This window comes from Escherichia sp. KTE159 (genome assembly GCF_000408805.1).
GTDB lineage: Bacteria > Pseudomonadota > Gammaproteobacteria > Enterobacterales > Enterobacteriaceae > Escherichia > Escherichia marmotae.
In genome coordinates, this window is the sequence record NZ_KE137293.1 from 308,214 (window position 1) to 329,287 (window position 21,074).

Sequence of the window (21,074 nt, forward strand, 5' to 3'; positions counted from 1 at the left end):
GCGTGAGCCATGCTAACTTAATGTTGACTTCGTATTAAACTTACCTTATTAAGTTTGAATCTTGTAATATCCAACGCTTCCCGTTTTTATCTAATGCGAAGTGAACAGATTTCTGGTTTGTCACTCAATCCGTCTTGTCGTTTCAGTTCTGCGTACTCTCCTGTGACCAGACAGCGAAAAGACATGAGTCGATGACCGTAAACAGGCATGGATGATCCTGCCATACCATTCACAACATTAAGTTCGAGATTTACCCCAAGTTTAAGAACTCACACCACTATGAATCTTACCGAATTAAAGAATACGCCGGTTTCTGAGCTGATCACTCTCGGCGAAAATATGGGGCTGGAAAATCTGGCCCGTATGCGTAAGCAGGACATTATTTTTGCCATCCTGAAGCAGCACGCAAAGAGTGGCGAAGATATCTTTGGTGATGGCGTACTGGAGATATTGCAGGATGGATTTGGTTTCCTCCGTTCCGCAGACAGCTCCTACCTCGCCGGTCCTGATGACATCTACGTTTCTCCCAGCCAAATCCGCCGTTTCAACCTCCGCACTGGTGATACCATCTCTGGTAAGATTCGCCCGCCGAAAGAAGGTGAACGCTATTTTGCGCTGCTGAAAGTTAATGAAGTTAACTTCGACAAACCTGAAAACGCTCGCAACAAAATCCTCTTTGAGAACTTAACCCCGCTGCACGCAAACTCTCGTCTGCGTATGGAACGTGGTAACGGTTCTACTGAAGATTTGACCGCACGCGTGCTGGATCTGGCTTCACCAATCGGGCGTGGCCAACGTGGTCTGATTGTGGCACCGCCGAAAGCGGGTAAAACCATGCTGCTGCAGAACATCGCCCAGAGCATTGCTTACAACCACCCAGACTGTGTGCTGATGGTTCTGCTGATCGACGAACGTCCGGAAGAAGTAACCGAGATGCAGCGTCTGGTTAAAGGTGAAGTTGTCGCTTCTACCTTCGACGAACCGGCATCTCGCCACGTTCAGGTTGCGGAAATGGTGATCGAGAAGGCAAAACGCCTGGTTGAGCACAAGAAAGACGTTATCATTCTGCTCGACTCCATCACCCGTCTGGCGCGCGCCTACAACACTGTTGTTCCTGCGTCTGGTAAAGTGCTGACCGGTGGTGTGGATGCTAACGCACTGCACCGTCCGAAACGCTTCTTCGGTGCGGCGCGTAACGTAGAAGAGGGCGGCAGCCTGACCATCATCGCGACGGCGTTGATCGACACCGGTTCCAAAATGGACGAAGTTATCTACGAAGAGTTTAAAGGTACAGGTAACATGGAACTGCACCTTTCTCGTAAGATCGCAGAAAAACGCGTCTTCCCGGCTATCGACTACAACCGTTCCGGTACGCGTAAAGAAGAGTTGCTCACCACTCAGGAAGAGCTACAGAAAATGTGGATCCTGCGCAAAATCATTCACCCGATGGGCGAAATCGATGCAATGGAATTCCTCATTAATAAACTGGCAATGACCAAGACCAATGACGATTTCTTCGATATGATGAAACGTTCATAAATTTGTCTTATGCCAAAAACGCCACGTGTTTACGTGGCGTTTTGCTTTTATATCTGTAATCTTAGCGGCATGCCTGTGATAGTGGGAAAATTCCTGGTTATTGCGGGTATTTTATACAATTTTTATGGTGAATGATTAATTTTTGCACAGGGCTGATAGGTTCAGAAAGGAGTTTCCCTTCTGAATAAAGGTCTTCGTGGGTATACTTCTGCTAATAATTTTCTCTGAGAGCATGCATTGTGAATTTACTGACAGTGAGTACTGATCTCATCAGTATTTTTTTATTCACGACACTGTTTCTGTTTTTTGCCCGTAAGGTGGCAAAAAAAGTCGGTTTAGTGGATAAACCTAACTTCCGCAAACGTCACCAGGGATTGATACCGCTCGTTGGGGGTATTTCAGTTTTCGCAGGGATTTGCTTTACGTTCGGAATTGTTGATTACTACATTCCGCATGCAGCTCTCTACCTCGCCTGTGCGGGCGTCCTGGTGTTCATCGGCGCACTGGATGACCGTTTCGATATTAGTGTAAAAATCCGTGCCACCATACAGGCTGCTGTTGGCATCGTTATGATGGTGTTTGGCAAACTTTATCTCAGTAGCCTGGGCTATATTTTTGGCTCCTGGGAGATGGTGCTTGGGCCGTTTGGTTATTTCCTGACGTTGTTTGCCGTCTGGGCGGCAATTAATGCTTTCAACATGGTTGATGGCATTGATGGTCTGCTGGGTGGGTTGTCCTGCGTCTCGTTTGCGGCAATTGGCATGATTTTGTGGTTCGACGGGCAAACCAGCCTCGCTATCTGGTGCTTTGCGATGATCGCCGCCATCCTGCCATACATCATGCTCAACCTCGGTATTCTGGGGCGTCGCTACAAAGTGTTTATGGGCGATGCGGGCAGTACATTGATTGGTTTTACCGTAATCTGGATCCTGCTTGAAACTACTCAGGGCAAAACACATCCGATTAGCCCGGTGACTGCATTATGGATTATCGCTATTCCGCTGATGGATATGGTGGCGATTATGTATCGTCGCCTGCGTAAAGGCATGAGTCCATTCTCGCCTGATCGCCAGCATATTCATCATTTGATCATGCGTGCCGGCTTTACTTCTCGTCAGGCATTTGTGCTGATTACCCTTGCTGCTGCACTGCTTGCTTCCATTGGCGTACTGGCAGAATATTCTCATTTTGTCCCTGAATGGGTCATGCTGGTGCTCTTTTTGCTAGCATTCTTCCTCTATGGCTATTGCATTAAGCGCGCCTGGAAGGTTGCTCGCTTTATTAAGCGTGTGAAACGCCGACTGCGCAGAAATCGTGGTGGCAGCCCCAACTTAACCAAATAAACGAGGATGTAATGACGCAACCAATGCCTGGGAAACCAGCCGAAAATGCTGAAAATGAACTGGATATTCGTGGGTTGTTTCGTACCTTGTGGGCTGGGAAGCTGTGGATTGTTGGCATGGGGCTGGCGTTTGCGTTAATTGCGCTGGCGTATACATTTTTCGCCCGTCAGGAGTGGAGCGCGACGGCGATTACCGATCGTCCAACGGTCAATATGCTGGGCGGATACTACTCGCAGCAGCAGTTTCTACGTAACCTGGATGTTCGTTCGAACATGGCTTCTGCCGATCAACCATCGGTCATGGACGAAGCCTATAAAGAGTTTGTTATGCAACTGGCGTCGTGGGACACCCGCCGTGATTTCTGGTTGCAGACCGACTATTACAAACAGCGGATGGTTGGCAACAGCAAAGCCGATGCGGCTCTGCTGGATGAAATGATCAACAACATCCAGTTTATTCCCGGTGATTTCACCCGAGCGATCAACGATAACGTTAAATTGATTGCTGAAACTGCCCCCGATGCCAATAATCTGCTGCGTCAATATGTCGCATTCGCCAGTCAGCGCGCGGCCAGCCATCTGAATGATGAGCTGAAAGGTGCATGGGCAGCGCGCACTATCCAAATGAAAGCCCAGGTGAAGCGTCAGGAAGAAGTCGCGAAAGCGATCTACGACCGCCGGGTAAACAGCATTGAGCAGGCACTCAAAATCGCTGAGCAACATAATATCTCTCGCAGCGCGACAGATGTCCCGGCGGATGAATTGCCTGATTCAGAAATGTTTTTGTTGGGTCGCCCGATGCTGCAGGCGCGATTAGAAAATTTACAGGCCGTCGGCCCGGCCTTTGATCTCGACTATGATCAGAATCGGGCCATGTTAAACACCCTTAATGTTGGTCCAACCCTGGATCCGCGTTTTCAGACCTATCGCTATTTGCGTACACCGGAAGAACCGGTAAAACGCGATAGCCCACGCCGTGCCTTCCTGATGATTATGTGGGGCATTGTCGGGGGGCTGATCGGGGCTGGTGTCGCATTAACCCGCCGTTGCTCGAAATAGCAACACAGTTGCGGTGAGCACAAAGGCGCTCGCCGCTTATTCAAAGAGAATCGATGTGAAAGTACTGACTGTATTTGGTACGCGCCCGGAAGCCATCAAGATGGCGCCGTTGGTGCATGCGTTGGCAAAAGATCCTTTTTTTGAGGCTAAAGTTTGCGTCACTGCGCAGCATCGGGAGATGCTCGATCAGGTGCTGAAACTCTTTTCCATTGTACCTGACTACGATCTCAACATAATGCAGCCAGGACAGGGACTGACAGAGATAACCTGTCGAATTCTTGAGGGATTAAAACCTATTCTTGCCGAGTTCAAACCAGACGTTGTACTGGTACACGGCGATACCACCACGACGCTGGCCACCAGTCTGGCGGCGTTTTATCAGCGCATTCCTGTTGGTCACGTTGAGGCCGGGCTACGCACGGGCGATCTTTACTCGCCGTGGCCGGAAGAAGCTAACCGCACGCTGACCGGTCATCTGGCAATGTACCATTTCTCCCCAACTGAGACCTCACGGCAAAACCTGCTACGTGAAAACGTCGCTGATAGCCGAATATTCATTACCGGCAATACAGTTATCGACGCTTTGTTGTGGGTGCGCGATCAAGTGATGAGCAGCGAGATGCTGCGTTCAGAACTGGCGGCAAATTACCCGTTTATCGACCCTGATAAGAAGATGATTCTGGTGACCGGTCACAGGCGTGAAAGCTTCGGTCGTGGCTTTGAGGAGATTTGCCATGCGCTGGCAGAAATAGCCACCACTCATCAGGACATCCAGATTGTTTATCCGGTACATCTCAACCCGAATGTCAGAGAACCGGTTAGTCGCATTCTGGGGCACGTAAAAAACGTCATTCTGATCGATCCCCAGGAGTATTTACCGTTTGTCTGGCTGATGAATCACGCATGGTTGATTTTGACTGACTCTGGCGGTATTCAGGAAGAAGCGCCTTCGCTGGGTAAACCGGTGCTGGTGATGCGTGACACCACCGAGCGCCCGGAAGCTGTTACCGCTGGAACGGTGCGTCTGGTGGGGACGGATAAACAACGGATCGTTGAGGAAGTGACACGTCTTCTCAACGACGACAACGAATATCAAATGATGAGCCGCGCCCATAACCCCTATGGTGATGGTCAGGCATGCTCTCGCATTCTGGAAGCGTTAAAAAATAATCGGATATCACTATGAGTTTTGCGACCATTTCTGTCATCGGACTGGGTTACATTGGGCTGCCGACAGCCGCTGCGTTTGCCTCACGGCAAAAACAGGTGATTGGTGTCGATATCAACCAACAAACGGTTGATACTATCAATCGTGGCGAAATCCATATCGTCGAGCCTGATTTGGCGAGTGTAGTAAAAACTGCCGTAGAAGGTGGCTTTTTGCGAGCGAGCACAACGCCCGTTGAGGCTGATGCCTGGCTGATTGCGGTACCAACGCCGTTTAAAGGCGATCATGAGCCGGATATGGCTTACGTCGAATCGGCTGCCCGCTCCATTGCGCCAGTGCTGAAAAAAGGTGCGCTGGTGATCCTTGAGTCCACCTCTCCGGTGGGTTCAACCGAGAAAATGGCAGAATGGTTAGCAGAAATGCGTCCGGACCTGACTTTCCCGCAGCAGGTGGGCGAACAGGCCGACGTGAATATTGCCTATTGCCCGGAACGCGTGTTACCGGGGCAGGTGATGGTCGAGCTGATTAAAAATGACCGTGTAATAGGTGGCATGACACCGGTTTGCTCGGCGCGCGCCAGTGAACTGTACAAAATTTTCCTCGAAGGTGAGTGTGTTGTCACTAACTCCCGGACGGCGGAAATGTGTAAGCTCACCGAAAATAGCTTCCGCGATGTGAATATCGCGTTTGCTAACGAACTGTCGCTGATTTGCGCCGGGCAGGGAATTAACGTCTGGGAGCTGATTCGTCTGGCGAATCGCCACCCTCGCGTCAATATTCTTCAGCCAGGCCCTGGCGTGGGCGGTCACTGTATTGCCGTTGATCCGTGGTTTATCGTAGCGCAGAACCCGCAGCAGGCGCGGCTTATCCGTACAGCCAGGGAAGTGAACGATCACAAACCTTTTTGGGTAATTGATCAGGTGAAAGCGGCGGTTGCCGATTGCCTGGCCGCTACCGATAAACGCGCCAGCGAAGTGAAAATTGCCTGCTTTGGGCTGGCATTTAAACCGAATATTGATGACCTGCGCGAAAGCCCGGCGATGGAAATCGCTGAACTGATCGCCCAGTGGCATAGCGGCGAGACGCTGGTCGTTGAACCGAACATTCACCAGTTGCCGAAAAAACTGGCCGGGCTTTGCACGCTGGCGCAGCTTGACGAAGCGCTGGCGACGGCAGACGTGCTGGTGATGTTGGTCGATCACAGTCAGTTCAAAGCCATCAGCGGCGATCATGTTAAGCAGCAGTATGTAGTCGATACCAAAGGGGTCTGGCGCTGATACAGATTGCAGTGAATGACTGTTTTGAGGGAGCCACACTATGCCCGTCCGCGCCAGTATTGAGCCACTCACCTGGGAAAATGCCTTCTTTGGTGTTAATAGCGCCATCGTGCGTATTAACCCTGACGCGCCACTCCTGACACCAGACGCTTTAGCGCCGTGGTCACGGGTGCAGGCCAAAATAGTCGCATCAAATATCGGTGAACTGGATGCCCTGCAACAGTTGGGATTCTCACTGGTAGAAGGTGAAGTTGATTTGGCGCTACCCGTGACCAGAGCCAGTGATAGCGGCGCAGAAGTGGCACAAGAGACAGATATTCCAGTACTACGCCAGTTAGCGAGTGAGGCATTTGCGCAAAGCCGTTTTCGTGCACCGTGGTATGCGCCTGAAGCCAGTGGGCGCTTTTATGCGCAGTGGATTGAAAACGCCGTGCACGGCACCTTTGATCATCAATGTCTGATCTTACGCACGCCATCCGGCGATATTCGTGGCTATGTCTCTTTACGTGAGCTCAATGCGACAGACGTGCGTATTGGCCTGCTGGCAGGACGCGGTGCAGGTGCAGAGCTGATGCAAACGGCGCTAAACTGGGCGTATGCTCGCGGTAAAACAACATTGCGGGTGGCGACCCAGATGGGCAACACCGCCGCGCTTAAACGATACATAAAAAGTGGTGCAAATGTAGAAAGCACCGCGTACTGGTTATACAGGTGATCACATGATTCCATTTAACGCACCGCCGGTGGTGGGAACCGAACTCGATTATATGCAGTCGGCAATGGGTAGCGGAAAACTGTGTGGCGATGGTGGTTTTACCCGTCGCTGCCAGCAGTGGCTGGAGCAACGTTTTGGCAGCGCCAAAGCGCTGTTGACGCCGTCCTGCACCGCTTCTCTGGAGATGGCGGCGCTGTTGTTGGATATCCAGCCTGGCGATGAAGTGATCATGCCGAGTTATACCTTTGTCTCCACCGCCAACGCCTTCGTGCTGCGTGGAGCGAAAATCGTTTTTGTGGATGTTCGCCCGGACACTATGAACATCGACGAAACGCTGATTGAAGCGGCGATCACCGACAAAACGCGCGTTATCGTGCCGGTGCATTACGCGGGCGTGGCCTGTGAAATGGACACCATTATGGCGTTGGCGAAAAAATATAACCTGTTTGTGGTGGAAGATGCCGCTCAGGGGGTGATGTCCACTTACAAAGGGCGTGCGCTGGGAACCATTGGTCATATTGGCTGCTTTAGCTTCCATGAAACCAAAAACTACACCGCGGGTGGTGAAGGCGGCGCTACGTTGATTAATGATAAAAAATTGATTGAGCGCGCCGAGATCATCCGTGAAAAAGGCACTAATCGTAGCCAGTTCTTCCGTGGTCAGGTGGATAAATACACCTGGCGCGATATCGGCTCCAGCTATTTGATGTCCGATCTGCAAGCCGCATATCTGTGGGCGCAACTGGAAGCAGCGGATCGTATCAACCAGCAGCGTCTGGCGCTGTGGCAAAACTATTACGATGCACTGGCACCACTGGCGAAAGCCGGGCGTATCGAACTACCGTCGATTCCGGATAGCTGCGTGCAGAACGCGCATATGTTCTACATTAAGCTGCGTGATATTGATGACCGGAATGCGTTGATTAACTTCCTGAAAGAAGCAGAAATCATGGCGGTGTTCCATTACATTCCGCTGCACGCAAGCCCGGCGGGTGAACGGTTTGGTGAGTTCCACGGTGAAGATCGCTACACCACCAAAGAGAGCGAGCGCTTACTGCGTCTGCCGCTGTTCTACAATCTGTCGCCCGTCAATCAACGCACGGTAATTGCGACCTTGCTGAACTACTTCTCCTGATATGTCGCTGGCGAAAGCGTCCTTATGGACGGCGGCCAGTACGCTGGTCAAGATTGGTGCCGGGTTACTGGTCGGTAAGCTGCTGGCGGTATCATTTGGTCCGGCAGGGCTGGGGCTGGCGGCTAACTTCCGTCAGTTGATTACCGTACTCGGCGTGCTTGCCGGGGCGGGCATTTTTAACGGCGTAACCAAATACGTTGCCCAGTATCATGATAATCCGCAGCAGCTACGTCGTGTGGTGGGTACATCATCAGCGATGGTGCTTGGTTTCTCCACGCTGATGGCGCTGATTTTTGTGCTGGCAGCCGCTCCGATCAGCCAGGGATTGTTCGGGAATACTGACTACCAGGGGCTGGTACGTTTAGTGGCGCTGGTGCAAATGGGTATCGCCTGGGGCAACCTGTTGCTGGCGCTGATGAAAGGCTTTCGCGATGCCGCGGGTAATGCGTTATCGCTGATTGTTGGCAGCCTGATTGGTGTTATCGCTTACTACGTCAGTTACCGTTTTGGTGGCTATGAAGGCGCGTTGCTTGGGCTGGCGCTGATTCCTGCGTTGGTGGTGATTCCGGCTGCCATCATGTTGATCAAACGTGGCGCTATCCCGTTAAGCTATCTGAAACCCAGTTGGGATAGCGGTCTGGCGGGGCAGTTGAGTAAGTTCACGTTAATGGCGCTGATTACTTCGGTGACCTTGCCCGTTGCTTACATCATGATGCGTAAGTTACTGGCGGCGCAGTATAGCTGGGATGAGGTGGGGATCTGGCAAGGCGTAAGTAGTATTTCCGACGCCTACCTGCAATTCATTACCGCCTCTTTTAGCGTGTATTTACTGCCCACTCTGTCACGGCTAACGGAAAAGCGCGATATCACCCGCGAAGTGGTGAAGTCTCTGAAATTCGTTCTACCGGCGGTGGCAGCGGCGAGTTTTACAGTCTGGTTGCTGCGTGACTTTGCCATCTGGCTACTTTTATCGAACAAATTTACCGCCATGCGCGATCTCTTTGCCTGGCAGTTGGTTGGCGATGTGTTAAAAGTGGGCGCTTATGTCTTTGGTTATCTGGTGATCGCCAAAGCGTCGCTCCGGTTTTATATTCTGGCGGAAGTCAGTCAGTTCACGTTGTTGATGGTATTTGCCCACGGGTTGATCCCCGCGCATGGCGCGCTGGGCGCGGCGCAGGCATATATGGCAACCTATATCGTCTATTTTTCTCTTTGTTGTGGCGTGTTTTTACTCTGGCGTAGGCGGGCATGACTGTACTGATTCACGTTTTGGGATCGGATATCCCTCACCATAACCAAACCGTTTTGCGTTTTTTCAACGACGCGCTGGCTGCGACAAGCGAGCACGCGCGCGAGTTTATGGTTGCAGGCAAGGACGACGGCTTAAGTGATAGCTGTCCGGCGCTCACTATCCGCTTTTTTGCAGACAAAAAATCACTGGCTGAAGCGGTTATCGCGAAAGCGAAAGCTAACCGTCAACAGCGGTTTTTCTTCCATGGCCAGTTCAATCCAAAACTATGGCTGGCGCTGCTTAGCGGCGGAATCAAGCCCAGCCAGTTTTACTGGCATATATGGGGCGCTGATTTGTATGAACTTTCCAGTGGCTTGAGATATAAGCTCTTTTATCCGCTGCGCCGCCTGGCACAAAAGCGGGTGGGCTGTGTATTTGCCACTCGGGGAGACTTGAGCTTTTTTGCCAGAACGCATCCAAAGGTGCGAGGCGAACTGATTTACTTCCCAACCCGGATGGATCCTTCTCTCAATACGATGGCTAACGATCGGCAACGTGAAGGGAAAATGACTATTCTGGTGGGGAACTCCGGCGATCGCAGTAATGAACACATCGCTGCCTTACGCGCTGTGCATCGGCAGTTTGGCGATACGGTGAAAGTGGTGGTGCCGATGGGATATCCGGCCAACAACGATGCGTATATCAACGAAGTTCGTCAGGCGGGGCTGGAATTATTCAGCGAAGAAAATCTGCAAATTCTGAGCGAAAAAATGGATTTTGACGCTTATCTGGCACTACTTCGCCAGTGCGATCTCGGCTACTTTATTTTTGCCCGTCAGCAGGGTATCGGTACGCTGTGCTTGTTGATTCAGGCTGGTATTCCCTGCGTACTTAATCGGGAAAACCCGTTCTGGCAGGATATGACGGAGCAACATTTGCCGGTGCTGTTTACCACTGACGATCTCAACGAGGATATTGTGCGTGAAGCGCAGCGCCAGTTGGCGTCGGTAGATAAAAACCACATTGCCTTCTTTAGTCCAAACTATCTGCAAGGCTGGCATCGGGCGCTGGCAATTGCCGCTGGGGAGGTCGCATGAGCCTGCTGCAATTCAGCGGCCTGTTTGTTGTCTGGCTGCTCTGTACGCTGTTTATCGCCACGCTGACCTGGTTTGAGTTTCGCCGCGTGCGGTTTAACTTCAATATCTTCTTTTCATTGCTTTTTTTGCTGACGTTTTTCTTCGGATTTCCGCTGACCAGCGTACTGGTATTCCGCTTTGATGTTGGTGTCGCGCCGCCAGAAATCTTGTTGCAGGCGTTGCTTTCTGCGGGCTGCTTTTACGCGGTTTATTACGTCACCTACAAAACCCGCTTACGCAAAAGTGTTGCCGATGCACCGCGCCGTCCAGTGTTTACCATGAATCGCGTGGAAACCAATCTTACCTGGTTTCTCCTGATGGGCATCGCGTTGGTCAGTGTCGGCATCTTCTTCATGCACAACGGCTTTTTGTTGTTCCGACTTAACTCCTACAGTCAGATCTTTTCCAGTGAAGTCTCCGGCGTGGCGTTAAAGCGCTTCTTTTACTTTTTTATCCCGGCGATGCTGGTGGTCTATTTTCTGCGCCAGGACAGCAAAGCGTGGCTGTTTTTCCTCGTCAGTACCGTTGCCTTTGGATTGCTGACCTACATGATTGTCGGTGGCACTCGCGCCAATATCATTATCGCGTTCGCTATCTTCCTGTTTATCGGCATTATTCGCGGTTGGATTTCACTGTGGATGCTGGCAGCGGCAGGCGTGCTGGGGATTGTCGGTATGTTCTGGCTGGCGCTAAAACGCTACGGAATGAACGTGAGCGGTGATGAAGCTTTCTACACGTTTCTCTATCTCACCCGCGACACTTTCTCGCCGTGGGAGAATCTGGCGTTGCTATTGCAGAACTACGACAACATCGACTTCCAGGGGCTGGCACCGATTGTCCGTGATTTCTATGTCTTTATTCCTTCCTGGCTGTGGCCGGGTCGGCCCAGTATGGTGCTGAACTCCGCCAACTATTTCACCTGGGAAGTGCTGAATAATCACTCCGGGCTGGCTATCTCACCTACGCTTATCGGCTCACTGGTGGTGATGGGCGGTGTGTTGTTTATTCCGCTTGGGGCGATTGTGGTTGGCCTGATTATAAAATGGTTCGACTGGCTGTATGAGCTGGGCAACCGCGAAACCAATCGCTATAAGGCAGCGATTTTGCACAGTTTCTGCTTTGGGGCGATCTTCAATATGATCGTGCTGGCGCGCGAAGGACTGGATTCATTTGTCTCGCGGGTGGTCTTTTTTATCGTGGTCTTCGGTGCAAGCCTGATGATTGCAAAACTACTGTACTGGCTTTTTGATAGCGCCGGACTCATTCATAAACGAATAAAATCATCGCTCCGGACGCAGATTGAAGGATAACAATGAATAACAACACCACAGCACCGACCTATACGCTGCGTGGCTTACAGTTGATCGGTTGGCGTGATATGCAGCATGCCCTCGATTATCTGTTCGCTGATGGGCAGCTTAAGCAGGGAACGCTGGTTGCCATTAATGCCGAAAAAATGCTGACCATTGAAGATAACGCCGAGGTCAGGGCGTTAATTAACGCTGCCGAATTTAAATATGCCGATGGCATTAGCGTCGTGCGTTCGGTACGTAAAAAATATCCTCAGTCACAGGTTTCCCGCGTAGCTGGAGCCGATCTCTGGGAAGAGCTGATGGCTCGCGCAGGAAAAGAAGGGACGCCCGTTTTTCTTGTTGGCGGCAAACCTGAAGTACTGACGCAGACCGAAACTAAACTGCGCGGCCAGTGGAATGTGAATATCGTTGGCAGCCAGGATGGTTATTTCAAACCCGAGCAGCGTCAGGCGCTGTTTGAGCGTATCCATGCCAGTGGCGCGCAAATCGTCACTGTCGCAATGGGATCGCCAAAACAGGAAATCTTCATGCGCGACTGCCGTCAGGTGCATCCTGATGCGCTTTATATGGGCATTGGCGGAACGTACGATGTTTTTACTGGCCATGTGAAACGCGCGCCGAAAATCTGGCAAAAACTGGGGTTGGAGTGGCTCTATCGCCTGCTTTCGCAGCCGAGTCGCATTAAGCGTCAGCTCCGTTTACTGCGCTATTTACGCTGGCATTACACCGGCAACCTCTGATTTTCCCTCTCTTGCTGGCGGCATAAGTGTTCACAATGTCGCCTGTTCTTCACCTTCCTGCTGTTTTATTACACAAAGCATTCAAATTTTTAATGCTTCATTTGCCATTTCTCCTGAATTACGAAAACATTCGCAACACTCGATGTACCCATAACGATAACCGGTAACACCGGAAAAACATGCAAACACAACACGAGGATTTATGGCAGATAATAAACCAGAGCTACAGCGTGGGCTGGAAGCTCGACATATCGAACTCATCGCCCTGGGGGGCACCATTGGCGTTGGTCTGTTTATGGGGGCCGCCAGCACCCTAAAATGGGCTGGGCCATCTGTATTGTTGGCCTATATCATCGCCGGGCTGTTCGTCTTTTTCATCATGCGCTCAATGGGCGAAATGTTATTCCTTGAGCCGGTTACCGGTTCGTTCGCCGTTTACGCACATCGTTATATGAGCCCGTTTTTTGGCTATCTCACTGCCTGGTCTTACTGGTTCATGTGGATGGCGGTGGGGATCTCGGAAATCACTGCCATTGGCGTCTACGTCCAGTTCTGGTTCCCGGAGATGGCACAGTGGATACCTGCATTGATCGCGGTGGCGCTGGTGGCGCTGGCGAATCTGGCGGCGGTCAGACTGTATGGTGAAATCGAGTTTTGGTTCGCGATGATCAAAGTCACCACGATCATCGTTATGATAGTCATTGGCCTGGGCGTGATTTTCTTTGGCTTTGGCAATGGCGGGCAGTCGATTGGTTTTGGCAATCTCACTGAGCATGGCGGTTTCTTTGCGGGTGGCTGGAAAGGGTTCCTGACGGCGCTGTGTATCGTGGTGGCGTCCTACCAGGGTGTGGAGCTGATTGGTATTACTGCCGGTGAAGCGAAAAATCCGCAGGTGACGTTGCGCAGTGCGGTAGGCAAAGTGCTGTGGCGAATCCTTATTTTCTACGTAGGCGCGATCTTCGTTATCGTCACCATCTTCCCGTGGAATGAAATTGGCAGCAATGGCAGCCCGTTTGTACTGACTTTCGCCAAAATTGGCATTACCGCAGCCGCGGGTATTATCAACTTTGTGGTACTGACGGCGGCGCTTTCTGGCTGTAACAGCGGTATGTACAGTTGCGGACGTATGCTTTATGCACTGGCGAAAAACCGTCAGTTACCGGCGGCGATGGCAAAAGTTTCTCGTCACGGCGTGCCGGTTGCGGGAGTAGCGGTATCCATTGCCATCCTGTTAATTGGCTCGTGCCTGAACTACATCATTCCCAATCCGCAGCGTGTGTTTGTTTACGTCTACAGCGCCAGCGTGCTGCCGGGGATGGTGCCGTGGTTTGTGATCCTGATAAGCCAACTGCGTTTTCGTCGTGCGCACAAAGCGGCGATTGCCAGCCATCCGTTCCGCTCCATTCTGTTCCCGTGGGCAAATTATGTGACAATGGCGTTCCTTATTTGCGTTTTGATCGGCATGTACTTTAATGAAGATACTCGTATGTCGCTGTTTGTCGGCATCATCTTCATGCTGGCGGTGACGGCGATTTACAAAGTTTTTGGGCTTAATCGCCACGGTAAAGCGCATAAACTGGAGGAATAAGCAGCAAAATGCGCAAAGCGTAACCAAACGCGCATTTTATTTAAAAAGGGACTAGACAGAGGGGTGGGAAGTCCGTATTATCCACCCCCGCAACGGCGCTAAGCGCCCGTAGCTCAGCTGGATAGAGCGCTGCCCTCCGGAGGCAGAGGTCTCAGGTTCGAATCCTGTCGGGCGCGCCATTTAGTCCCGGCGCTTGAGCTGCGGTGGTAGTAATACCGCGTAACAAGATTTGTAGTGGTGGCTATAGCTCAGTTGGTAGAGCCCTGGATTGTGATTCCAGTTGTCGTGGGTTCGAATCCCATTAGCCACCCCATTATTAGAAGTTGTGAAAATGCGAAGGTGGCGGAATTGGTAGACGCGCTAGCTTCAGGTGTTAGTGTCCTTACGGACGTGGGGGTTCAAGTCCCCCCCCTCGCACCACGACTTTAAAGAATTGAACTAAAAATTCAAAAAGCAGTATTTCGGCGAGTAGCGCAGCTTGGTAGCGCAACTGGTTTGGGACCAGTGGGTCGGAGGTTCGAATCCTCTCTCGCCGACCAATTTTGAACCCCGCTTCGGCGGGGTTTTTTGTTTTCTGTGTATTCCATCACTCTCCCTTCGCAATAAACGCCCGTAGTAACTCATTGCCACACGGTATGATTTCGCCCTTAACTTATTGAAGGACGATTTCAGGCAAGGAGCGACTATGCTGCAACAGGTTCCAACGCGTGCTTTTCATGTGATGGCGAAACCGAGCGGTTCCGATTGTAATCTGAACTGTGACTACTGTTTTTATCTCGAAAAACACTCTCTCTACCGCGAACATCCTGTCACACATATGGACGATGACACGCTGGAAGCGTATGTCCGCCACTATATCGCTGCCAGTGAACCACAAAACGAAGTTGCTTTTACCTGGCAAGGCGGAGAGCCAACGCTGCCGGGGTTGGAATTTTACCGCCGCGCTGTGGCACTACAGGCAAAATATGGTGCAGGCAGGCGGGTAAGTAACAGCTTCCAGACTAACGGCGTGCTGCTGGATGACGAATGGTGTGCGTTTCTGGCAGAAAATCATTTTCTGGTTGGCTTATCGCTGGACGGCCCGGCAGAGATCCATAATCAATACCGCGTTACCAAAGGCGGCAGACCAACGCATAAACTGGTAATGCGCGCGCTTAAACTACTGCAAAAATATCACGTTGATTATAACGTTCTGGCGTGCGTCAATCGCACCAGCGTGCTGCAACCGTTGCAGGTCTATGAATTTTTGCGTGATGCGGGCGTTGAGTTCATCCAGTTTATTCCGGTGGTGGAACGTCTGGCAGATGAAACAGCAGCCCACGACGGACTGAAATTACGAGCGCCTGGCGATATTCAGGGGGAACTGACGGAATGGTCGGTGCGCCCGCAAGAGTTCGGTGAATTTCTGGTGACGATTTTCGATCACTGGATCAAACGCGACGTCGGTAAGATTTTCGTGATGAATATCGAATGGGCATTTGCCAATTTTGTCGGCGCGCCTGGCGCGGTTTGCCATCATCAGCCAACCTGCGGGCGTTCGGTGATTGTTGAGCACAACGGCGATGTTTACACCTGTGATCACTTTGTCTATCCGCAATATCGACTGGGGAATATGCTTCAGCAGACGATTGCAGAAATGGTAGATTCCCCGCAACAGCAGGCGTTTGGTGAAGATAAATTTAAGCAGTTACCGGCGCAGTGTCGCAGTTGCAACGTGTTAAAAGCGTGCTGGGGAGGTTGCCCGAAACACCGCTTTATGCTCGATGCCAGCGGCAAACCGGGGCTGAATTATTTGTGCGTTGGTTATCAGTGTTATTTCCGCCATCTACCGCCATATCTTAAAGCAATGGCTGATTTGCTGGCGCACGGCCGCCCGGCCAGCGACATTATGCAGGCGCATTTGATGGTGGTGAATAAGTAAAAATCGGCGGCCATTTTGTGGCCGCCTGCGGTTGATTGCCGGATGCGATGCTGACGCATCTTATCCGGCCTACAGGACGCTGCAATTTATTGAATTTGCACGATTTCGTAGGCCGGATAAGGCGTTCACGCCGCATCCGGCAAGAGCAGTGCAGCCCGATTTAGCGATAGCGCCGGCTTAGTCAGATTTAATCTGTGCGCGTGGCGGATATTTTTTCAGGATCTCCATATACGCATGCATTTCGGTCTGTAGCGGTACTCCCATCGGAATATGCCGCACGCCGATAGAGTCGCTTTCCTGCGGATCGGTGTACAAGTTAAACACCGACGATCCGGCCGTTTGCATTATCGTACCGGTGAATCCACCCTGATACCCGCTCTGTGTATACGCGTATGGTTGCTGAATGAGAACATGATATTTGAACTCATCCATACGTACAGCGGCGAGTTTGCCGTTGAGGAAGTAGTGTTCAGCCTTGCGGTTAGACTGACCGTTTGTTCCGAGGAAGAAAGAGGTCTGGTCTACGCCATCGATAAAGGTCGTTTTCGGCACTAAATTCGCCACTTTCGCTCCAGGATGCCCTGCCAGATCCAGCGAGGTTGGGAAGGGATCGGCCAGATCGACAATACCGTCGGATTTACGCGGTTGGATCATGCCTTTCCAGTACACGAAGGTGGGTACGCGAACGCCGCCTTCCCAGGTAGAACCTTTCGCGCCACGGAACGGTGTGCGACCGTGCGGTGGCACTTCGGCTTCCGGACCGTTATCGGAGGTAAAGACAATCAGCGTGTTATCAAGCTGACCATTTTTCTCCAGTGCTTTATAGAGATTAGCGAACACATCGTTCATTTCTACCATGCAGTCGCCGTAAGAGGTGCGTGCCGGAGAACTACCGGCATATTTGGCATTCGGGTAGTTATCGAAGTGGCAGCCGCGCGTACCGTAATACAAGAAGAATGGTTTATCGCTCTTCGCCATTTTGTCGAGGAACTTAACGCCATATTCCATCCAGCGTTGATCAAGATCTTCCATATACTTCGGCGTAATATCGGCAATGGCTTGCTGCTCACCGCCGCGCACCGCATGAACGTCATCTTTGCTGAACGGTAATTGCTTGATGTACTCAGAACGGTCCGGACTCAGGGCGACTTCCGGATTGACGTGAACATCGCGCCATTCGGTATACATATCAGACACCGAGTTAAAGCCGCGGAAATCATCAAAGCCGACGTTCTGTGGCTGCGACTCTTTGTTTTCTCCCATATGCCATTTACCGATGGCCTGAGTGACGTAACCTTGATCATGCAATAATTGCGGCAGGGTAGTTAACCCTTGCAGACCACCTGGTTGTCCGTACATCGGCGGCATCAAAATGCCGTGGTGGATAGAATACTGTCCGGTGAGAATCGTCGCGCGGGTTGGTGAAGAACTGGGTTGAGAATACGCGGAGGTTAAAATCAGCCCCTGGCTGGCAACGGCGTCAATATCTGGTGTTGGGTTACCCACCGCCACACCGCCACCATTAAAGCCAACATCCATCCAGCCCACGTCATCCAGCAAGAAAATAACCACATTCGGTTTCTTACCGGTTTTTTTCTCTAATTCTGCCAGCTTCTGCTGAGTTTCTTTATCCTGCGCCGGATGCTGCATTACCGGCATCATATTATCGGCAATGGTGGTTGCCGGTTTAACCAGGTATTGATTTGGGTGATCGTAACCAGCAAATCCTTTGCGTGCGGTGGCGGTTGACGGGGTATCTGCAGCGCTGGCCATTAATGGAAGAGCGGCGGCGACAGCGACAACAAGAAGCTTGGGTGAGAACGAAAATTCCATGCAAAATGCTCCGATTTAATGTCATCAAAATGATGGCGTAGTTAAGCATTGATAATTGAGGTCCCTCTCCCTGACAGGATGATTTCATAAATAATGATGATGAAAATAAATTATCTATTTATCTTAAGAATAAATTGAAATATCAGGAGAGCGTTTTCAATCCTACCCCCCGTGCATGCGATATGTAAGGCGTGTTTATTATATCGCGTTGATTATTGATGCTGTTTTTAGTTTTGTTTGTAATTAATATGCGTGTCATTAATTGCTTATATTTAATCATTCATATCACATATAAAAAGCATCAGGCTAAGGGAAGGATTTACTCGGTAATTTATTAAATATGAAGAAAAAAGGGTTACAGATTTTTCTCATAACAAGTATTAGGGGATGTTATTACCCCATCCTCTGTGGCATAATAACTGAGTAGATGCTCATTCCATCTCTTATGTTCGCCTTAGTGCCTCATAAACTCAGGAATGACGCAGAGCCGTTTACGGTGCTTATCGTCCACTGACAGATGTCGCTTTTGCCTCATCAGACACCATGGACACAACGTTGAGTGAAGCACCCACTTGTTGTCATACAGACCTGTTTTAACGCCTGCTCCGTAATAAGAGCAGGCGTTTTTTTATCTATTCAGGAAAGGCCCGGAGGCTCTGCGCCTCCAGGTGAGAAAGGATTACTGCGGTGGGTTGTTCTGTAACGTCAGCATCAAACCGTCGCGGCGCATTGCAGCGGCTTCTTCCGGCTTGTGCAGTCTGTCCAGCGCATCGGCAAGCCATGCGTAATCGTAGGCGTCCGGACGTTGTTTCAGCGCCGCGCGGAAGGCGAGGGATGCTTCCTGCCATTCGCCGTGCTTCATCAGTGACTGGCCCAATGTGCTCCACAACAGTGGGCGATCACCGACGCTTTTGATTTGCTGGCGTAGCACTTTTTCAAGCTGTTCCGGATTGTTGGTTTTCAGTCGTGGGATCGGCAGCAGCAGGCGATCGTCATACTGGCGTTTCAGGCCGTCAATGATAATTTGCTGGGCGGTGTCATGATCGTCACACTCAATAAGATGTTCTGCCATTGCCACCTGCAACGCCACCTGATGACGCGTTTTCCGGCTTTGATTTTTCCACCAGTTTCGCAAACCTTCACTACCGTCATCAGCACGAGCCTGATCCATCAGGCCAATCCATGCCTGTTGTTCCAGCATTGCGCGATGTTCTTCATCACCAACGTGAGCTTTTGCCATTGACGGGATGATGTCCAGCAGCGAACTCCACGCACCGGTGCGGATATAAGCTTGTTCCGCCAGACGCAGCACTTCAGGATGGCGTGGCGTGACTTCCAGCAACTTATCTACGCCGTGGCGTGCAGCATGATTTTCATTGCGTGCCAGTTGCAGGCGCACGCGGGCAATTTCTACCGGAATGGTGTCATTGCCTGCAAGTTCTGCTGCGCGTTCCAGATGCTGATTGGCGCGCGCTTCATCGCCGCGTTGTTGTGCGGCTTCAGCAGCCAGCAGGTAGTTCACTACCGGTTGTTCAGCGTGATCGGCATTTTTCGCCATCAGCTTTTCAACCTGCTGGTAATCACCTTCCGCCAGTTTCAGCAGCGCCTGTTCGGTCTGCTTACGTGCGCGGCGGCGTTTACGCCCGACAAACCAACCGCGGGTGTGCGCGCCGGTGCGGAAAATCCGTCGCAGTAGCCACTCGATAGCAAACAGCACCACCATTGCCAGTATAAAAATGATCGCCAGACCCGTGACGCTGGTTTCGATATTGTAGTTGTCGGTTTGAATCAGTACGTAACCCTGATGCCCGGCAATCATCGGACCAACCACGATCCCCGCAATAAGCAGAACAAAGAGTAACAACACTTTTAGCATGGTTATTCTCCTTGCGGCGCGGCTGCCGGAGTATCAGCTTGCGGTGCAGGTGCAGGTGCAGGTGCAGATTTAGCTTCCGTTGCTGGTGCTACAGGCTGTGCCAACAGATTACGCACGCGGGTTTGCATCAGCTTTTCCAGCATTGCCTGGCTTTGCAGGGTTTCCGGGAGATCCATCGAAATATTCTGCTGACTTAGCTGATCCACTTCGTCGAGAAACGCTTTGGTAGTGGCATCGTCAGTGTCGTAATAAGCACGTACCCAGGTAGAGACGTTTTCCAGCGCCTGGCGGTAGGTTTCTTCCTGATGACGCGGTACAGCTTGTGCTGCGACCAGCAGACGGGAACGAATATTTTCGCGCAGGTAGATATCTTGATTCGGCGCTAACAGGGGTACGGCGGTGTCATCACGACGCCGAATCGTAATGAAGTTATCCATAAAGTTCTGCCAGCTCTTTTGCAGATTGATACGCCATTCGCTGATGGAGCTGGAAAGCTCTTCACCATTGGAATCCATTGGTGAACCGTCACTGTCATTGTCGGCCAGACGCAGGTTATCTACCTGATTAGAAAGTTGATTCAACTTGAGGATGATACCGTCATAATCGACCTGTGATACCGCAGAAAGGCTGGCGATGTCATCGGTAATTGCCCGGCGAACGGTAATAAGACTTGGGTCATTCATATCGGCCAGGCTGGCATCTGCGCTTTTCAGTAGCGCAGCGGCGGTGGTGACGTCCTGATCGCTCCACAGCTTACGTCCGGCGAGCTTCACCAGAAAATCTGCCTGCGCCAGCAGCCAGGTTTTAGCATCGCTTCCGGAAATGGTGGCGACCTTTTGTTGAACTTCATCCAGTTGTTTTGCTAACGCTTCTTGCTGACGGTTTGCCTGCTCTAACTGCGTAGCCTGTTGTTTGATGATACCTTCCAGTTCTGCTTTTTGGCTCTCCTGGGCTTTTTGTAGCGCAGTGAGCTGGTTAGCGAGGACATCGCTGGTGGCCGTCTGATTGACGGCCTGTTGTTTACCCCAGCCATACAAACCGACACCTGCAGCCAGAGCAATAGCGATAGCCACCGCACTTAAAATCAGAGCAGTACTGTTATTACTCTTTTTTTCTACTGTGACAGATTGTGGCGTGGTGTCCACGGCCTCCCTGGTCTCTTCAACCACGGCGGAGGTTTTTTCTTGTTCCGTCATTATGG

At 51.3% G+C, this 21,074-nt stretch carries 17 protein-coding genes and 4 tRNA genes; 18 read left to right on the forward strand and 3 right to left on the reverse strand.

Annotated elements, in window-relative coordinates:
- Positions 1 to 93 precede the first annotated feature (93 nt).
- The 18 genes from rhoL to A31E_RS03505 all read left to right on the forward strand — a co-directional run bounded on the left by rhoL (position 94) and on the right by A31E_RS03505 (position 16,164).
- On the forward strand, positions 94 to 195 hold the full coding sequence (rhoL, locus tag A31E_RS0123230) for a rho operon leader peptide RhoL (RefSeq protein ID WP_001445787.1): 102 nt from the start codon (positions 94 to 96) through the stop codon (positions 193 to 195).
- A gap of 84 nt (positions 196 to 279) precedes the next feature.
- On the forward strand, positions 280 to 1,539 hold the full coding sequence (gene rho, locus A31E_RS03585) for a transcription termination factor Rho (protein WP_001517407.1): 1,260 nt from the start codon (positions 280 to 282) through the stop codon (positions 1,537 to 1,539).
- Positions 1,540 to 1,778: 239 nt separating this feature from the next.
- The gene (gene wecA / locus A31E_RS03580) at positions 1,779 to 2,882 is read left to right on the forward strand and encodes a UDP-N-acetylglucosamine--undecaprenyl-phosphate N-acetylglucosaminephosphotransferase (protein ID WP_001050950.1); all 1,104 of its coding nucleotides are present in this window, start codon (positions 1,779 to 1,781) and stop codon (positions 2,880 to 2,882) included.
- Between the two features lie 11 nt (positions 2,883 to 2,893).
- Positions 2,894 to 3,940: an ECA polysaccharide chain length modulation protein gene (gene wzzE / locus A31E_RS03575; RefSeq protein ID WP_000193465.1), complete on the forward strand. Its 1,047-nt coding sequence runs from the start codon at positions 2,894 to 2,896 to the stop codon at positions 3,938 to 3,940.
- 55 nt (positions 3,941 to 3,995) lie between these two features.
- Positions 3,996 to 5,126 carry a non-hydrolyzing UDP-N-acetylglucosamine 2-epimerase gene (gene wecB / locus A31E_RS03570; protein WP_001517404.1) on the forward strand — a complete coding sequence of 377 codons (1,131 nt, stop codon included), beginning with the start codon at positions 3,996 to 3,998 and terminating at the stop codon, positions 5,124 to 5,126.
- On the forward strand, positions 5,123 to 6,385 hold the full coding sequence (gene wecC, locus A31E_RS03565; protein WP_000006637.1) for a UDP-N-acetyl-D-mannosamine dehydrogenase: 1,263 nt from the start codon (positions 5,123 to 5,125) through the stop codon (positions 6,383 to 6,385). The genes wecB and wecC overlap by 4 nt, the downstream gene beginning before the upstream one ends.
- Before the next feature lie 40 nt (positions 6,386 to 6,425).
- Positions 6,426 to 7,100 (forward strand): dTDP-4-amino-4,6-dideoxy-D-galactose acyltransferase, encoded by a 675-nt coding sequence (rffC, locus tag A31E_RS03560; RefSeq protein WP_001517401.1) that lies wholly within the window; start codon positions 6,426 to 6,428, stop codon positions 7,098 to 7,100.
- A gap of 4 nt (positions 7,101 to 7,104) precedes the next feature.
- On the forward strand, positions 7,105 to 8,235 hold the full coding sequence (rffA, locus tag A31E_RS03555) for a dTDP-4-amino-4,6-dideoxygalactose transaminase (RefSeq protein WP_016249437.1): 1,131 nt from the start codon (positions 7,105 to 7,107) through the stop codon (positions 8,233 to 8,235).
- Position 8,236: 1 nt separating this feature from the next.
- A complete protein-coding gene (wzxE, locus tag A31E_RS03550) occupies positions 8,237 to 9,487 on the forward strand; it encodes a lipid III flippase WzxE (protein WP_016249438.1) in 1,251 nt (416 codons plus the stop codon).
- Positions 9,484 to 10,563, forward strand: coding sequence for a TDP-N-acetylfucosamine:lipid II N-acetylfucosaminyltransferase (gene rffT, locus A31E_RS03545; RefSeq protein WP_001517399.1), 1,080 nt, complete (start codon positions 9,484 to 9,486; stop codon positions 10,561 to 10,563). Before wzxE ends, rffT begins: the two co-directional genes overlap by 4 nt.
- Positions 10,560 to 11,912, forward strand: a complete 1,353-nt coding sequence (wzyE, locus tag A31E_RS03540) for an ECA oligosaccharide polymerase (protein WP_000055110.1) — start codon at positions 10,560 to 10,562, stop codon at positions 11,910 to 11,912. The genes rffT and wzyE overlap by 4 nt, the downstream gene beginning before the upstream one ends.
- A gap of 2 nt (positions 11,913 to 11,914) precedes the next feature.
- Positions 11,915 to 12,655, forward strand: a complete 741-nt coding sequence (wecG, locus tag A31E_RS03535) for a lipopolysaccharide N-acetylmannosaminouronosyltransferase (RefSeq protein WP_016249439.1) — start codon at positions 11,915 to 11,917, stop codon at positions 12,653 to 12,655.
- A 202-nt stretch (positions 12,656 to 12,857) separates the two neighbouring features.
- Entirely contained in the window at positions 12,858 to 14,243 is a 1,386-nt protein-coding gene (gene thrP / locus A31E_RS03530) for a bifunctional threonine/serine APC transporter ThrP (RefSeq protein ID WP_000774725.1), read from the forward strand.
- 102 nt (positions 14,244 to 14,345) lie between these two features.
- A tRNA-Arg gene (locus tag A31E_RS03525) sits at positions 14,346 to 14,422 on the forward strand.
- 58 nt (positions 14,423 to 14,480) lie between these two features.
- Positions 14,481 to 14,556: transfer RNA gene (locus A31E_RS03520), tRNA-His, on the forward strand.
- Between the two features lie 20 nt (positions 14,557 to 14,576).
- A tRNA-Leu gene (locus tag A31E_RS03515) sits at positions 14,577 to 14,663 on the forward strand.
- Positions 14,664 to 14,705: 42 nt separating this feature from the next.
- Positions 14,706 to 14,782, forward strand: a tRNA-Pro gene (locus tag A31E_RS03510).
- Positions 14,783 to 14,928: 146 nt separating this feature from the next.
- Positions 14,929 to 16,164, forward strand: a complete 1,236-nt coding sequence (locus A31E_RS03505; protein ID WP_001517397.1) for an anaerobic sulfatase maturase — start codon at positions 14,929 to 14,931, stop codon at positions 16,162 to 16,164.
- Positions 16,165 to 16,341: 177 nt separating this feature from the next.
- On the opposite strand, the gene aslA is transcribed toward A31E_RS03505, so the two are convergent.
- From aslA to hemX, 3 genes are all read right to left on the reverse strand, one after another.
- The gene (gene aslA / locus A31E_RS03500; RefSeq protein ID WP_016249440.1) at positions 16,342 to 17,997 is read right to left on the reverse strand and encodes an arylsulfatase AslA; all 1,656 of its coding nucleotides are present in this window, start codon (positions 17,995 to 17,997) and stop codon (positions 16,342 to 16,344) included.
- 679 nt (positions 17,998 to 18,676) lie between these two features.
- The gene (gene hemY / locus A31E_RS03495; RefSeq protein ID WP_001517394.1) at positions 18,677 to 19,873 is read right to left on the reverse strand and encodes a protoheme IX biogenesis protein HemY; all 1,197 of its coding nucleotides are present in this window, start codon (positions 19,871 to 19,873) and stop codon (positions 18,677 to 18,679) included.
- Positions 19,874 to 19,875: 2 nt separating this feature from the next.
- A complete protein-coding gene (gene hemX, locus A31E_RS03490; protein WP_016249441.1) occupies positions 19,876 to 21,069 on the reverse strand; it encodes a uroporphyrinogen-III C-methyltransferase in 1,194 nt (397 codons plus the stop codon).
- Positions 21,070 to 21,074 lie beyond the last annotated feature (5 nt).

What these genes read in the sequence shown, in the direction of transcription:
- rhoL (WP_001445787.1), top strand. Translation starts at nt 94, where the DNA reads ATGCGAAGTGAACAGATTTCTGGTTTGTCACTCAATCCGTCTTGTCGT.
- rho (WP_001517407.1), top strand. Translation starts at nt 280, where the DNA reads ATGAATCTTACCGAATTAAAGAATACGCCGGTTTCTGAGCTGATCACT.
- wzzE (WP_000193465.1), top strand. Translation starts at nt 2,894, where the DNA reads ATGACGCAACCAATGCCTGGGAAACCAGCCGAAAATGCTGAAAATGAA.
- wecC (WP_000006637.1), top strand. Translation starts at nt 5,123, where the DNA reads ATGAGTTTTGCGACCATTTCTGTCATCGGACTGGGTTACATTGGGCTG.
- rffC (WP_001517401.1), top strand. Translation starts at nt 6,426, where the DNA reads ATGCCCGTCCGCGCCAGTATTGAGCCACTCACCTGGGAAAATGCCTTC.
- rffA (WP_016249437.1), top strand. Translation starts at nt 7,105, where the DNA reads ATGATTCCATTTAACGCACCGCCGGTGGTGGGAACCGAACTCGATTAT.
- wzxE (WP_016249438.1), top strand. Translation starts at nt 8,237, where the DNA reads ATGTCGCTGGCGAAAGCGTCCTTATGGACGGCGGCCAGTACGCTGGTC.
- rffT (WP_001517399.1), top strand. Translation starts at nt 9,484, where the DNA reads ATGACTGTACTGATTCACGTTTTGGGATCGGATATCCCTCACCATAAC.
- wzyE (WP_000055110.1), top strand. Translation starts at nt 10,560, where the DNA reads ATGAGCCTGCTGCAATTCAGCGGCCTGTTTGTTGTCTGGCTGCTCTGT.
- wecG (WP_016249439.1), top strand. Translation starts at nt 11,915, where the DNA reads ATGAATAACAACACCACAGCACCGACCTATACGCTGCGTGGCTTACAG.
- thrP (WP_000774725.1), top strand. Translation starts at nt 12,858, where the DNA reads ATGGCAGATAATAAACCAGAGCTACAGCGTGGGCTGGAAGCTCGACAT.
- A31E_RS03505 (WP_001517397.1), top strand. Translation starts at nt 14,929, where the DNA reads ATGCTGCAACAGGTTCCAACGCGTGCTTTTCATGTGATGGCGAAACCG.
- aslA (WP_016249440.1), bottom strand. Translation starts at nt 17,997, where the DNA reads ATGGAATTTTCGTTCTCACCCAAGCTTCTTGTTGTCGCTGTCGCCGCC.
- hemY (WP_001517394.1), bottom strand. Translation starts at nt 19,873, where the DNA reads ATGCTAAAAGTGTTGTTACTCTTTGTTCTGCTTATTGCGGGGATCGTG.
- hemX (WP_016249441.1), bottom strand. Translation starts at nt 21,069, where the DNA reads ATGACGGAACAAGAAAAAACCTCCGCCGTGGTTGAAGAGACCAGGGAG.